The organism is uncultured Pseudoteredinibacter sp. (assembly GCF_947500695.1).
In the GTDB taxonomy this organism is placed as follows: Bacteria; Pseudomonadota; Gammaproteobacteria; order Pseudomonadales; family Cellvibrionaceae; genus Pseudoteredinibacter.
Genome location: NZ_CANMSS010000006.1, coordinates 23,864 through 37,625, shown reverse-complemented (window position 1 = coordinate 37,625; position 13,762 = coordinate 23,864). Strand labels below are relative to the sequence as shown.

Below are 13,762 nucleotides of genomic sequence, written 5' to 3'. Positions count from 1 at the left end.
AGTCAGAACCCATGCAAAACGCTTGGCCCCGACTCCCGGTTTTTTTGAAAACAATTAGCGTTCTAGATATTGCAGCTTGTTTTCAACACCGTCCCACTCTTCAGCATCCGCTGGAGCATCTTTCTTCTCGGTGATGTTTGGCCAGACTTCGGCCAATTCTGCATTAAGCTCTACGTATACCTCTTGACCTTCTGGTACTTCATCTTCAGAGAAGATGGCGTCTGCTGGACACTCAGGCTCACACAGGGCGCAATCAATGCACTCGTCTGGGTGAATTACCAAAAAGTTTGGGCCTTCATAAAAGCAGTCTACCGGGCAGACTTCAACGCAATCTGTGTGTTTACATTTCACACAGTTGTCGGCAACGATAAATGTCATGCTAGCTCCTTAATTTTGCTTAGGCTAATCCGGCTCTTATTGGCCTTTTTACAAATCGGCGCGCATTTTAGCAGTATTTTGTCGCGCTTTGTTGGTTCAATTCGGTCTAATTATAGACACATTTGATCTAGTTGATTCAGAACAAGGCATTTTTTTGCGTACTAAGAATCACTTAGATTTAACAGCTTTCTTTGAACACTTTATAACATGTTTTTTAATCGATACAAGGCGTCCAAGGCTTCGCGAGGTGTCAAGTTATCAGGCTCTATATCTCCTAAGGCATCTACTGCGGCGTGATTGCTAGCAAACATATCTGATTGCATAGGATCGTCACTTGCTGCAGCAGGCTTTGATGTAGCTGAGCTTGCTGCAACTGAGCTTGTTGCAGTACTTGCTTCCACTTCATTTGTATCCGCTGAATTGAAATCGCTGGCCGGCGCGCTGCTGTGGTTTTGAAGCTGGTGATTAGCGTCGGCTTCTAATGCGGCGAGTTGAGATTTCGCCTCAGATAAAACCGCGGCAGGAATACCGGCCAGTTTGGCAACCTGAATACCATAACTCTGGCTGGCAGGGCCTTCTTCAATATTGTGGAGGAAAATAATATTGTCGTTATGTTCGGTTGCCGATAAATGCACATTGGCAACACTGCTTGCGGTTTCGGGCAGCTGAGTGACTTCGAAATAGTGAGTCGCAAATAAAGTAAATGCGCGTACAGAATTTGCTAAGTGTTGAGCGCAAGCCCAAGCTAGCGACAAGCCATCAAAAGTAGATGTGCCTCGACCGATTTCATCCATTAACACCAAGCTGTGTTCGGTAGCATTGTGTAGGATGTTGGCGGTTTCTGTCATTTCCACCATAAAGGTAGAGCGGCCACCGGCCAAGTCATCGGAGGAGCCAATACGGGTAAATATTTTATCGACCAAACCGATGCTAGCTGCTTGCGCAGGCACAAAGCTACCAATCTGGGCCAGTAAAACAATCAATGCAGTTTGGCGCATATAAGTCGATTTACCGCCCATATTAGGGCCGGTAACAATCAGCATTCGGCGGCCTTGATGAAAATTCACATCGTTTGGCACAAACGGGCCATCAAGTACTTGTTCTACAACTGGGTGGCGCCCTTGTTCAATGTTGATACCGTTTTCAGTGTGCAACTGGGGGCGCACCAAGCTAAGTTGATCGGCGCGTTCGGCTAGGTTATTCAACACATCTAATTCAGCAACGGCTGCTGCAGAGTCCTGCAGTGGCAGAAGGTCTTTATTAATAATTTCTACAAGTTCTTCATAAAGCGCTTTTTCACGCGTCAGTGCGCGAGATTTAGCAGACAGAGCTTTATCTTCAAATTCTTTTAATTCTGGGGTAATAAAACGCTCGGCATTTTTTAGTGTTTGACGGCGAATATATTCAGCCGGTGCCGCTTCGGCTTGTGCTTTTGAAATTTCAATAAAATAACCATGCACGCGATTGTAGCCAACTTTTAACGTGGCGATACCGGTGCGTTCGCGTTCTTGAGTTTCAAGATCGATTAGGAATTGCCCAGCGTTATTGCTGATATTGCGTAACTCGTCGAGCTCAGCGTCGTAGCCTTCGGCAATCACGCCGCCATCGCGAATAACAACCGGCGGGTTTTCAACAACGGCTTTATCTAACAGCGCGACTAAGTCAGGAAATTCGGCTATTTGACTGCTTAACGCTTTAACTCTGGGAGCATTTAATTCATTGAGCTGCTGTTGGACTTGTGGATAGCAAGCCAGTGAGCTGAGTAGACGAGAAAGGTCTCTCGGGCGAGCAGAGCGTAATGCGACACGGCCGAGGATTCGTTCTAAATCACCAATATTTTTCAACTGTTGTTGTAAGAGCTCGTAGCGATAGCCGTCCTGCAACTGGGCAATCACTTCTTGGCGTTGCTCAAGAGTTTCTAGATCACGCAGCGGACGGTGCAGCCAGCGACGCAGTAATCGGCCACCCATGGCGGTGCCAGTTTGATTCAGCACCTCATAAAGGGTGTTGTCTTGCTCACCATTAAGATTGCAATCGAGCTCAAGGTTTTTACGGGTAGAGGCGTCCATAGCTACGGCTTGGTCGCGGTCTTCCGCTCGAATGGATCGTATATGGGGGAGGGCGGTGCGCTGGGTTTCCTGGGCGTAAGCGAATAGGCAACCCGCTGCGGCAATGGCCAAGGGTAAGTGGCTACAGCCGAAACCGCTTAAATCTTTGGTTTCAAACTGCTGATTTAATAGACGCTCGGCGGTTTCCAGCTCAAACTCCCAAGGCGCACGACGGCGTAAACCTGGGCGCTGGCCCCAAAGTGGGCTATCGGCTAGTTCTTCAGCGACTAGGAGCTCTGCGGGGTTTAAGCGCTGTATCTCGCCTTGTAAGGCATCATCGCCTTCGACTTGTAGCACCCAAAAGCGACCCGCGCCTATATCCAGTGCGGCGATGCCGTAGTTAAATGCGCTGCGCTCTTCATTAGCTTCAGCGTGAATTGCAACGAGTAAGTTGTCCTGGCTGCCATCTAAAAGCGCTTCATCGCTAATGGTGCCGGGGGTGACAATACGCATGACTTTGCGTTCAACAGGCCCTTTACTGGTCGCCGGGTCGCCAACCTGCTCACAGATAGCGACCGACTCGCCGGCACGCACAATCTTAGCTAAGTAGTTGTCTGCCGCGTGGAAAGGAATCCCGGCCATAGGGATGGGCTCACCACCGGATTTCCCTCTGGCCGTCAAAGTTACATCTAATAAGCGAGCCGCTTTTTTGGCGTCGTCATAAAACAACTCATAGAAATCACCCATGCGATAAAACACTAGCTCATTGGGATGCTCAGCCTTAATTTTTAAGTACTGTTGCATCATAGGGGTGTGGGTGGTTTTTGAAGCAGAGGCTTTAGAGGTACTTTTGGTCATTAAAACAGCTTTTAATCTAAGTAAATCAATCGTTTATGTTTTTCAGAGCAGGTTTTATTTTCGCGCAGTACGTATCGCGAAGAGCTAAGAAAGACAGTAAATTGTTAGCAGCGCAGCATAACAAATGTGCATCTAAACCACTATCAGTAAAGCAGGGGCGAGCTTGCAGGCAGTGAAATGAGTGGCGTCTCGTGACTGGCTTGAACCACTTTTGAGGTCTGCATGAAAAACATACAGGTAGCTGTTTGAATTCATAGGATTGTTTACAGATTTGACCTTAAAATACTAAATAACTTGATTTGATAGGTTTTGAGGTTAAGATTGTCGACAATTTGTAAGTGTGTAGCTATGTCATATAAGTTCAGGATAGCGGCACCCGAATTGAAGAGGCCTTGAAAGTAGATGTATTGGCGGCTGATTTGCCCCGAGCTTATTTAGCGCCTGAGTTTAGAAAGCCTCTTGCTAAAGATTGTTGATATACCCATGTCCTCTCTGCGAAAGATATAAATTATGATTAGCCCCATAGATTTCGATCCATCCAATTCCATAAAAACTATCCCAGGCACCGAACACCGTTACCATAGCTTGCCGGCTACCGCTGAGTTGTTCGGAATCAATCTTGATGAATTACCATTCTCGCTGCGCCCTATCTTGGAAGGGATTGCCCGAAATGTGGGGCAAAATGGGGTAACTGCAGAACAGGTACAAGCTCTTGGAAACTGGCCGGAGCATCAGGGCAAAAAACCCGTTGAAATTCCTTTCGCTGCTGGCCGTGTCATCATGCATGACTTAAGTGGTACACCCGCTATTGTCGATTTTGCGGCGATGCGTTCGGCTGTGCAGCGCATGGGGCTGGATCCAGCGATTATTGAGCCATTAGTGCGTGCAGATCTTGTTATTGATCATACCGTGACGATGGATAATACCGGCAGCCCTGCTTCATTGAGAATTAATGGCGAGCTGGAAGCCGAGCGCAATAAAGAGCGTTATGGATTTTTGAAGTGGGGAGCACAAGCTTTTCAGACCATTCGAATTATTCCTCCTCAAACTGGTATCGTGCACCAAGTAAATTTGGAATATTTGGCACAAGGTTATTTAAACATTAACGGTTTGACTGTGCCTGATACCTTAATCGGTATGGACAGCCATACACCTATGGCAAACGCTTTGGGGATCGTAGGTTGGGGAGTAGGTGGCATTGAAGCGGGCGCTTCAATGCTTGGACAGCCGATGCAAATGTTGGCCCCAGAGGTGGTCGGTGTTGAGCTGACTGGCGCGCTAAGAGAAGGTGTAACCGCCACTGATTTGGTGTTGACCATTACTGAAATGCTCAGGAATTATCCTGGCGGTGTGGTTGGTAAATTTGTTGAATATATCGGAGAAGGGAGCGCCAACCTTTCATTGCCTGATCGTGCGACGATTGCCAATATGTCCCCAGAATACGGTGCGACAATGGGCTTTTTCCCTTTCGATGAAATCTCCGCACAATACCTAGAAGCAACGGGTCGTGATAGCGAATTTCCGCTGGCCTTTTATCGAGAACAGAATATGGTCTGGAAGCCAGGCCAGGCGCTACCCAAATACACCGATCTTTTACAACTGGATTTGTCGACGGTTGAGCCTTCTGTCGCTGGGCCGAAAAAGCCCCAAGATAGATTGTCGCTTGCTGATATTGGAAAAGTATTTACAAAAACAGCCGCTCAAGCTGAGCGCACTCCTGAAGTGGCAACGGTTACGCCAATGAAGGCAGATGATGCGGGTATTTTAACGGCGCTTCCTGAGCGCAAATTGAAAGATGGCGATATTGTTATTGCGGCCATTACCGCTTGCACCAACACTTCAAACCCTAGTCTTCTTATTGCTGCTGGTTTACTTGCTAAAAAAGCCAATGAGCTTGGAATGAAAGTGCCTGACGGGGTAAAAACATCCTTGGCTCCAGGGTCACCAGTGGCAACGGATTTTTTAAGCAAAGCTGGACTGCAAAAGCATTTAGATGCGCTCGGCTTTAATACCGCAGGCTATGGTTGTACGACTTGTGTGGGTAACTCTGGGCCCTTGGCACCAAGTATTGAAGAGGCTTTGCAAAAGCACGATATTATTGCTGCATCCGTACTATCGGGTAACCGTAACTTTGAAGGGCGTGTTCACCCTGATGTTGATGCGAACTTTTTAATGTCACCGCCCTTGGTGGTGGCAATGGCGTTGGTTGGTAATGTAAACATCGATGTGAGCAGCCAGCCACTTGGCAAAAATGCCAAAGGCGATGATGTATACCTCAAGGATATCTGGCCCTCCAATGCAGAAATTGCGCAGACTATGCTGGAGTGTATGGACCCGAAAGCCTTTAGAGAAACTTATGAGAACTCCCTAGACGGCCCGACAACTTGGCAGAATCTAGAATCACCTACTGGCCCCGTTTATGACTGGGCTGCCGATTCCACCTACATCCAGGAAATTTCTTTCTTTGATGACTTTTGTCTAGAAGCGCCGACAGATGCTCTTAGCAATATTTCGGCAGCGCGCATGCTGGTTATGTGTGATGACAACACCACGACAGATCATATCTCTCCAGTAAGTCGTATACGTGCCGATTCACCTCCTGGTGAATACTTAATGTCGCAAGGTGTCGCTGAAGAGGATTTAACCTCATTGGGCGCGCGCCGAGGTAATCACCACGTAATGTTGCGCAGTATTTTCGGCAATGTGAAAGCTAGAAATCTGATGCTGCCAGGTACAACGGGTGCGGTAACAAAGCACTTTTCTGTTGATCAAGAATCCACAGAGATGTCTATTTACGATGCCGCCGCGCGCTATCGTGAAGAAGGTACGGCAACCGTGGTTTTTGGCGGTAAGTTATATGGTACTGGCTCTTCTCGTGATTGGGCTGCAAAAGGTCCTGCTTTACTTGGAGTGAAAGCGATAATAGCTGAGAGTTTTGAGCGAATTCATAAATCTAACCTCGTTGGAATGGGTGTTTTACCACTGCAGCTCCCAGAGGGTGTGACTAGAGCTTCTTTAAACCTTGATGGTTCAGAAACCTTCGATTTAAACGGCATTGATTCTTTAGAGCCTAGAGGAGCAGTCTCGCTCACTATTCGCAGAGCAGATGGTACAACACAGGAGTTGGAATTGAGCTCCCGTGTTGATACCTCATCGGAGCTGGATCAAATTCACCACAAGGGCATCTTGCCGATGGTTTTACGAGATATTATCGCCGCAAACTCTTGATTTGGTGGTGTTGGCTGCGGCTGCTGAAACTGTTGCCTTTAGGGGCTTGAAGTTTTAGTAGCCCAATCGAGCTAGGTGAATAGCGTTTTAAACATAAAAAAAGCGGCATTTATTGCCGCTTTTTTATTGAAGGTAGAAAGCTCTAGTTCGCTCTATAGCGGTACAAAAAAGAGAATTAAAGTAAGTGCGGCTCCAAAGGCCATGTAACGGTTTGCCATTGTGCGGTATCTTGGATTGCTATAAGCCAAAACCACACCGCTAATCAAACTAAATAATAGGCTCAAGCCCAAGGCTATTCCTAATACCCAAAAGCCTATATGGGCATGGCCTTTGTGGATCATGATTAATTGTTTCCACCAGCCATGTTGATGAATTTCAATTGCTTGCTTTTGGGGAAGAAGCAAAATCTCTCGTTTGAAGCTGTACCAGCTATGTCCTTCACTAAAGCTGAAATAGCGGCCGCTGATTTCGCCATATTCACTGGGTAGATGCTGGCGTGTAAACTCCAGTGCTTCTGCCTCTTTAGTGGGCCAGCTATTTACCTTTTTTAGCGGTATACTAATTTCATTGCTGTTGCTGCCATGAAAATCGAGCATGTATAAGGTTCCGGTTACCGTGTACAGCAGCATAAGAGGTAAAAAGAAACAGGCTAGGTAAGCGTGCCACTTCATCCAAAGAAGACGACTTTTTGATTTCATTGCTTTTGTGTTTTCCAGTAAAAGCAGTGATTTTATTATTAGTTAATTTGTTTGGCTAAGCGATTTACGTTTTTTACATTTAGGCAAACTAATTTTCATTTTTAAGCCATTGGGCATTCTATTTTGAGCGCTAAGCGTTCCTCCGCAGGCTTCTATCTGGCGTTTGCACAAAGCGAGACCTAAGCCGAACCCACCTTGTGAGCGATCACGAGACTTTTCTAGACGAAAAAAGGGTTTAAATATATTGTCGAGTTGACTTTCGGGTATGCCCGGACCCTGATCGTTAATCTCAATGACGAGTTGCTCATTATCTTGTCGTAATCTTACTTCTATTTGCTTGTCACTCGGAGTGTACTTGCAGGCATTTCGAATGATGTTCTCAATGGACTGCGATAGAGCTAAATGGCTACTGTTTTTCAGTGGGTCTACTGTATTGAGATGATAAATGATTGAGTGTTTTGGAAATTCAAATCTGGCGTCCTCTACAATGCTTTCAATGAGTGGAGCGAGATCTACCGTATCCTTATTAAGAGTTGGCTTCTCGTTTTCTAACCAAGCAAGTGTTAGAGCTCCTTCGACTAGCTTTTTCATGACTTGTACTTCAGCTTCGACGCGCGTGATAACTTCATCCCTTTGATGGCTGTCGAGACTTAGTTGGATTCTCGCCAGAGGAGTGCGTAGCTCGTGGGAAATGTCCTGAATGAGCTGGCGCTGTTGAGCAATCGCTTCCGATACTTTTTCACCCATATCATCAAAGCTGTTTGCTAAATCGGAAATTTCGTCCTGACGGTGAGCCACTTTGGGATAAATTTTGGTGCCAAAGTCTCCTTCTGCATAGCGTCTAGTGGCTCGCTCTAGCTTTTGAATAGGGGACAATAGATAGCGGTATAGTACATAGCTGACTAGCATGGCAAAGATAATCGGTAAAAATGTACGACTGATGAAATAGAGCTCATTCCAAAAGGCCCCCGGTCGCATTCGTTGCGGCAATCTGATGAGTAAATGGTAGCCCTTCGTTGCCAGTGGGATATCCATTAAGGGGTTCTCGGAATGATAGAGATGTATTGGGTACTGTATTGGACGGCCAAAATAACCGCCGTCATAGGGTGTGCTATCCCATTGTGTTGCAACTGTATCTTTGATGTCGACATGAATCACCGCGACCAGCGTATTTTCTTTTTGACTGAGTTGATCTTTCCAGTGTTGTAGCTTTTCTCGGTCTCCTGAATTGACGATGGTGTTGGCCTGTGTGGCCAACTCTTTTAGTTGCTTAATATGTTTTTCAGCAATGTAGCTAAACTGGGTTTCCGCAGCATTGTTCACTTCCGTCAATAACCAATAAAAAGCCGTGATAAAAACCGCAACGCAAAGATTGATTTTTCCGAATAATCTAAGTTTAAACACGGTGTAGCCTATAGCCCTTTCCATGAACAGTCTGTACGGCAATTTTGCAATCATCTAAGGCAAATAGTTTTTTTCTTATTTTACTGATGTGCATATCTAAAGAGCGGTCGTATTGATTAAAGCTCTTTTGTAGAGCATGTCGATAAAGTAGTGGCTTGCTCAGTGTCTGTTCAAAGTTATCTAGTAGTACGTTGACTATCTGGTTTTCAATAGGGGTTAGTTGTAATTTCTCACGCAGAGAGTGATCGATCTGCATGGAGTGGCTATTGCTATCGCTGTGGTTGCTTGTTCTTCGTAAAATAGCTTCAATTCTAAGAAGAAGCTCCTCTGTGCTGAAGGGTTTGGTGAGGTAGTCGTCAGCGCCTGTTTTAAAGCCTTCGATTCTGTCTTGCTCGGCGCCTAGTGCGGTAAGAAGGATAACCGGTGTTTCACACAGCTCTCGCAGTTGGCTTAGGACTTGTAGGCCGTTAATTTTTGGCAGCATCACATCGAGTAAAATTAGATCGAAAGCCTGCTGTCGAATAGCTTCAAGACCTTGTTTGCCGTCAAGACATGAGCTGCATAGAAATCCTTGCTCTTCCAACATGGCACACAATAATTGATTGAGTTTGCTATCGTCTTCAATGATGAGAATGTGGCGAGGCATAAGCGTGTTTCTAGCTGTAAAAATATAAAAACTACCGAGAACCAAATCAAAAAAGCCCGGCATGGCCGGGCAAGTATCCTACGGAGGAGAATCTAGAACTTGTAGGCAAGTGTCAAGCGCATGTCTCGTCCAGGCTCAGGCAAACCAATGGTTCGCTGTGAATCCGGGTCGTAGCCAAAGGTGCCATGGTCGAGATAGTATTTATCTAAGGCGTTGCTGACGGTCAGATTTACAGATAGCTGCTCATCTCCCATCGGTAGCCATTCGAGGTAAACGTCTTGGGTATTGAATGCTGGTTTGGGTATATAGTCTTCTTGGACATCATCCATTTCTTGAACAAATCGACCGCTCCAGCCTAACTCTAGGTTTTGGTCCGGGAAACGATAATTAGCGTTAATGACCAGTGTGTCGCCAAAAGAGGTGCCAATACCCAGGTTTCCATCATCTAGTGGTTGGCCATCAAGCTCAGGTTCGTTTCGCGAGTAACTCATGCTCAGTTCGGCCTGTGACCAGCTCTTGGCAATATGCAAAGCGAAGCCTTTTGTCACTAGGTTGCCAGCATTCCCAAAGAAGCGACCGGTCGCTCGAGTACCTACTGTGCCAACAACATCTTCAATTTCACTACGATATACTTCGAGACTGCCACGCACACTGTCGCCTTGGTACTGTAGCGATATCTCTGAGTTGTTGGCCTTCTCTTCTTTCAGATCTGGGTGGTTTGCACGAAAACCAATTAAGTAGGCTTCCTTAATTTTTTGGCCTCGTAGAGCTGTCGAGTAGCCCAAACGAACAGACCAAGCGTCATCCAATTTGTATTCGATATTGGCATTCGGGCTAAAGCCGCTGGCAGAGAAACTTTGCTGATCAACATCATCTAAACTGTATCGATCGTAGCGCAAGCCATAACTGATGCTTATGGTATCGTTAAGTTCGAATAGGTCCTGAACATACAAGCCGTAGACTTTAGCATCTTCTTCAATGTTCGGGTTAATGTAATAACCCCTATCATCGCGGTATTCCATACCGTAGGTTAACTGGTGGCCACCTACTTGGCTGCTATTACGAATATTCAAGCCATAACTTTCCACGCCGGCGCCTTCATCAAAGCTTGGGTCGCGTTGGTTGAGGTAGTTATCGGTTTTAAATGCGCTGATTTTTAAGTCGATTAGATCGCTTTGTGAATCGTGTTCGTAATTAACGGTGGTTGTTTCACGACGACTAACTTGATCGGTGGTTTGGTTCCAAGGTGCATCGTAGAAGTGCGGTCGCAGATTACGTCGACCATCATCGTAACGCCTTTCATGGCTCAAGCTAATTTTATGGCCCTCGACAATTTCGCCGTTTAGCTTCAATAGCCCAAGCTCTTGCTCGGTGCTGGTATTGGCTAAGGTGTTGCCGCGCCCGTCTTCGATTTCATTGGTGTCGTTGCGGCCTAAAATTAGCAGCCCACTCCAATTATCATTGATGCGCCCATATAGGTTTAGACTCGCTTTATAGCCTTCGGTATTACTGTAATAGCCGGTTTTGATTAGGGCACCAAAGTCTTCCCCTGGGCGAAGTAAATCCTCAGCATCTTTTGTTTCAAAGCGGATGGCGCCCCCGAGTGCTCCAGGGCCGTCAAGTGCTGTGCCAGCACCTGCCTTAAGTTCAGCCTGCTTAAGTAGCTCTGGCTCAATAGATAAGCGACCTTGATGGTGGAATAAATAGCCAGCCTGAGTCGCGCCATCAACACTTACATTGAGGTTGGTATCTTCGATACCGCGGACATAGATCTTTTGGGCAATACCAAAAGATCCTCCGACCGTAATACTTGGTTGATCCCTAAAGATATCTTCAAGGTCATTGGCTTGCTTTTTCTGTATGTCGGTCAAATCGACGATGCTGACACCGTTTAAGCGATGACCTTCGACTTCAATAACTTCCATTTCCTCGGCGTATAAGCCTTGGCTGGCCAATGTGATGGCCAGTGCTAAGGCCTTGGATGGATGGGCAGGTAAACGCATTGCTCTCTCACTATTAATGGTAATGATATCGATTATCATTACGTTGTTGAATGAAAGCCAGCAGATTTACAAATTTTACAAAGCTAGTAGTCGCTATATGGCGACTTAGCTGGCTGGTTGAAGGAGGCTTAGCGTGATAATGTTGTACTAGGTGCAATTACGTATAAATTTATTGTCCAAAAATCAACCGCTTTGGGGTGGGCTATAACACGATGCGCGTGGATTAATGTATGAATACTGGTCACTCGGCTAACGTGGTACTAAGTGAACTGGAACAGTACCAGCTTGCCGCTAAGTACTCTCGAGATATGATATCGACCCACACCTGGGACAACTGGATACATACCAGTGTTAACCCGGCTGTGACGGAAGTGTTGGGCTATAGCAAAGAGGAAATGCTTGGGCTGAGTACTTTTGATTTCTGGCACCCAGATGATGTTGAGTTGTGCTTAAAGAACTGTGACCAACGCGGCCCAGTGCAATCGAATATGCCGATGCGTTTTCGCATGCGTCATAAAAACGGGCATTATATTTACGTAGAATGTGCGCGCCGTGCCATACGCGATAAACAAAGCGGGGAAATTCAAGGACTGTTATGTGTCACTCGCGATGTTTCTCAACAGGTACGTACTGAGCAGCTAAATCAACGCTTAGTCAAAGTGGTTGAATCATCCTCAGATTTAATCTTATTTTTCTCCCCCGATTATAAGCTAAGTTACGCCAATCGTTCGGCCATGCATTATTTTGACATTGCTGATTGCGGGGAGGTGGGAATGCTTTACGATCTATTGCCTGGTATGGATCGACAGGCCTTTCGTCGAGCTGTCGATGTGGCACGCGCGGAGGGGCACTGGAAAGGGCAGATAGGTTTTAGTTGGTTTGATGGTTACCAGCAGGTGTTGATCCACGAACTTATTTATCATGATCATATTGATGGAAACTATTTTTCCATGATTGCTCGAGATGTTAGTGAGCAGCGCCGCGCTGAAGCTGAGGTGATGGGGCATCGTAAAAAGCTGCTTAAATTTCAGCGCTTGATGTCGGCTAGTGAATTAGGCGCTAGTATTGCTCATGAGCTAAACCAGCCGATCGCAGCAATTATTAATTTTTGCCACGGTGCATTAACTCGCTTAAATAAGAAAGGTGCTCAGAAAGAACAGGTATCTGAGCAAGCTTTACAAGCGATATCGACACAGGCCGAGCGAGCGGCAAATGTCATTCGGCGAGTGCGTAGCTTGGTAAATAAGACCTCTTACCAAGATGTAAATTTTAACTTGGGTGATTGTTGCCAGAATTTGATGCAGGTATTAAACCCGGAGCTAGAGCAGCGTAATATTGAGTTGTTTGAAGACTACGCAGAGCAGGCTTGGGTGCGGGCTGATAAAGTCCAGATAGAGCAATTACTGACCAACTTGGTAATCAATGCTGGTGAGAGCTTGGAAGAATCCACACAGAAGATCAAAAATCTTTCAATCTCAGTGCTTGAAGATGGTGACTCGTGGCGCTTATCAGTGATCGACAATTGTCGAGCTCCGCTACCCAATACAGAGCAGGTTTTTGAGGCTTATTATTCCTCCAAGGATCAGGGTTTAGGGATTGGTTTATCTATGTGCAAATCAATTGCAGAGGCAAATTCAGGGCAGGTTTGGATGGAGTCTCGGGCTGATGGTTTGCCCGGAGCAGCTCTGTATTTAACCTTACCCAAACAAGCTGTGCCGTTGCAGCACAAACAAATACTACAGGAAGAGAAGGTTTAATCTCATGGCGACAAATGCCTATATTGTTGATGATGATAAAGGGTTTAGAGAGTCTTTGGTTTGGTTGTTAAATGGTGTAGATATCCCAAGCCAAGAGTTTGCGAGCGCTGAAGAGTTCCTAGAAAGCTATGATGGTGGCACCGGCTGCTTGCTACTGGATATCAGAATGGGTGGTATTAGTGGTTTAGATCTTCAGGCTAAGCTGCAGCAAAAGGAGTTGGCTTTACCAGTTATTGTTTTAACCGGGCACGGTGATGTGCCTTTAGCTGTAAAAGCTATGCAAAACGGCGCCTTAGATTTTATAGAGAAGCCATTTAATGGTGAAGAGCTGATCAAAAAGATTAAACGAGCTATGAAGTTTGCACGTCAAGAAGAAAAACTGCTAAAGAGAAAATCTCAATATAATGCGCTTTGGCATAGCTTAAGCGGTCGTGAGCGTGACGTTTACAAGTTGATTGTACAGGGCAAATCCAATAAGGAAATGGCTGAAGATTTAGGCATCAGTGTACGCACCCTAGAAATACATCGTTTGCGTGTGTTAAAGAAAATGGAAGTTAAAAACGCGGTTGAGTTAAGCCAAGTTCATGAGCAGCTTCAGACTGCTAGCTTGCTATAGAGCACTTTAGCTAGTAGCTACCCATCCCCTTTGTTATAGCTGCATGCCCGTATTGGGACGACTTTCTACAAAGTAATAGATGTGATTTCTGAATGAAAATTGTCATTTCTAGCAGTGGCGTAAAGT

General features: G+C 45.9%; 9 protein-coding genes. 3 read left to right on the top strand and 6 right to left on the bottom strand.

All coding sequences use genetic code 11. The features are described from left to right. Nucleotides 1-54 precede the first annotated feature (54 nt). Both fdxA and mutS read right to left on the bottom strand, forming a co-directional pair. The gene (gene fdxA, locus Q1A08_RS12080; protein ID WP_299773225.1) at nucleotides 55-378 is read right to left on the bottom strand and encodes a ferredoxin FdxA; all 324 of its coding nucleotides are present in this window, start codon (nucleotides 376-378) and stop codon (nucleotides 55-57) included. Nucleotides 379-578: 200 nt separating this feature from the next. Beyond that, a complete protein-coding gene (gene mutS / locus Q1A08_RS12075; protein WP_299773223.1) occupies nucleotides 579-3,284 on the bottom strand; it encodes a DNA mismatch repair protein MutS in 2,706 nt (901 codons plus the stop codon). Nucleotides 3,285-3,794: 510 nt separating this feature from the next. Here mutS and acnA point away from each other — a divergent pair. Then, the gene (acnA, locus tag Q1A08_RS12070; RefSeq protein WP_299773221.1) at nucleotides 3,795-6,512 is read left to right on the top strand and encodes an aconitate hydratase AcnA; all 2,718 of its coding nucleotides are present in this window, start codon (nucleotides 3,795-3,797) and stop codon (nucleotides 6,510-6,512) included. A 152-nt stretch (nucleotides 6,513-6,664) separates the two neighbouring features. On the opposite strand, the gene Q1A08_RS12065 is transcribed toward acnA, so the two are convergent. From Q1A08_RS12065 to Q1A08_RS12050, 4 genes are all read right to left on the bottom strand, one after another. Next, nucleotides 6,665-7,210, bottom strand: coding sequence for a hypothetical protein (locus tag Q1A08_RS12065; protein ID WP_299773219.1), 546 nt, complete (start codon nucleotides 7,208-7,210; stop codon nucleotides 6,665-6,667). Nucleotides 7,211-7,252: 42 nt separating this feature from the next. After that, nucleotides 7,253-8,614, bottom strand: a complete 1,362-nt coding sequence (locus Q1A08_RS12060) for a sensor histidine kinase (RefSeq protein WP_299773217.1) — start codon at nucleotides 8,612-8,614, stop codon at nucleotides 7,253-7,255. Then, nucleotides 8,607-9,260 carry a response regulator transcription factor gene (locus Q1A08_RS12055; protein ID WP_299773215.1) on the bottom strand — a complete coding sequence of 218 codons (654 nt, stop codon included), beginning with the start codon at nucleotides 9,258-9,260 and terminating at the stop codon, nucleotides 8,607-8,609. The genes Q1A08_RS12060 and Q1A08_RS12055 overlap by 8 nt, the downstream gene beginning before the upstream one ends. 92 nt (nucleotides 9,261-9,352) lie before the next feature. Beyond that, the gene (locus tag Q1A08_RS12050) at nucleotides 9,353-11,263 is read right to left on the bottom strand and encodes a TonB-dependent receptor (RefSeq protein WP_299773213.1); all 1,911 of its coding nucleotides are present in this window, start codon (nucleotides 11,261-11,263) and stop codon (nucleotides 9,353-9,355) included. A gap of 230 nt (nucleotides 11,264-11,493) precedes the next feature. Between Q1A08_RS12050 and Q1A08_RS12045 the strand changes: the two genes are divergently transcribed. Then, a complete protein-coding gene (locus tag Q1A08_RS12045; RefSeq protein ID WP_299773211.1) occupies nucleotides 11,494-13,020 on the top strand; it encodes a PAS domain-containing sensor histidine kinase in 1,527 nt (508 codons plus the stop codon). A 4-nt stretch (nucleotides 13,021-13,024) separates the two neighbouring features. Continuing rightward, on the top strand, nucleotides 13,025-13,636 hold the full coding sequence (locus tag Q1A08_RS12040) for a response regulator (RefSeq protein WP_299773210.1): 612 nt from the start codon (nucleotides 13,025-13,027) through the stop codon (nucleotides 13,634-13,636). Nucleotides 13,637-13,762 lie beyond the last annotated feature (126 nt).

What these genes read in the sequence shown, in the direction of transcription:
- fdxA (WP_299773225.1), bottom strand. Translation starts at nt 378, where the DNA reads ATGACATTTATCGTTGCCGACAACTGTGTGAAATGTAAACACACAGAT.
- mutS (WP_299773223.1), bottom strand. Translation starts at nt 3,284, where the DNA reads ATGACCAAAAGTACCTCTAAAGCCTCTGCTTCAAAAACCACCCACACC.
- acnA (WP_299773221.1), top strand. Translation starts at nt 3,795, where the DNA reads ATGATTAGCCCCATAGATTTCGATCCATCCAATTCCATAAAAACTATC.
- Q1A08_RS12065 (WP_299773219.1), bottom strand. Translation starts at nt 7,210, where the DNA reads ATGAAATCAAAAAGTCGTCTTCTTTGGATGAAGTGGCACGCTTACCTA.
- Q1A08_RS12055 (WP_299773215.1), bottom strand. Translation starts at nt 9,260, where the DNA reads ATGCCTCGCCACATTCTCATCATTGAAGACGATAGCAAACTCAATCAA.
- Q1A08_RS12050 (WP_299773213.1), bottom strand. Translation starts at nt 11,263, where the DNA reads ATGCGTTTACCTGCCCATCCATCCAAGGCCTTAGCACTGGCCATCACA.
- Q1A08_RS12045 (WP_299773211.1), top strand. Translation starts at nt 11,494, where the DNA reads ATGAATACTGGTCACTCGGCTAACGTGGTACTAAGTGAACTGGAACAG.
- Q1A08_RS12040 (WP_299773210.1), top strand. Translation starts at nt 13,025, where the DNA reads ATGGCGACAAATGCCTATATTGTTGATGATGATAAAGGGTTTAGAGAG.